Source organism: Halomonas elongata (assembly GCF_029081005.1).
Lineage (GTDB): Bacteria > Pseudomonadota > Gammaproteobacteria > Pseudomonadales > Halomonadaceae > Halomonas > Halomonas elongata_B.
This window is the reverse complement of record NZ_JAJQTQ010000082.1, coordinates 1-475: the sequence shown is the minus strand read 5'-3', so window position 1 is coordinate 475 and position 475 is coordinate 1. Positions and strand designations below refer to the sequence as shown.

The 475-nt window shown below is 48.2% G+C and carries 1 protein-coding gene; it reads left to right on the top strand.

What is annotated here, in order from left to right:
* A partial coding sequence (locus LU493_RS19530; protein ID WP_275289468.1) for a helix-turn-helix transcriptional regulator occupies window positions 1-313 on the top strand: 313 nt, incomplete at its 5' end.
* Between the last annotated feature and the right edge of the window lie 162 nt (window positions 314-475).

Sequence of the window (475 nt, the reverse complement as noted above, 5' to 3'; positions counted from 1 at the left end):
AAAAACGGCCAGTATTCCGCAATTGCTGACGATCATTAAAAGCGAGCTCCAGCATTGTATGACCCCCACGGCTACCGACGCCGCAGGCCGGGAACTCAGCTGCGCCAGCTGTCCGCATCGCGTGTTATCGCGATCGCAGACCGCCGTAGTGCACGGTATTCTCGAAGGGCTGGATATGAGTAAAATCGCCGCCCTGCAGCGTGTGAGTCCCCGCACCGCCGCCTATCATAAGAATAAGATCATGGAAAAATACAGCCTGAATAATAATCATGAATTTTTCCAGTTTATGAATCTTTTACGTGAGCGCTGGTAGGCAAACAGCAGCACAAAAAAATAAGATATTGGCCTGGCTATATTGTCGGAAATCCGAAAATAGTCGCAGGATGCTAAAAAATATCCAGCGCTGGCGGACATAACGTTAAACTCTGACGCTTCCTCGGTATAAAGACGTTACCGCCCGTCTTTATATAATAAA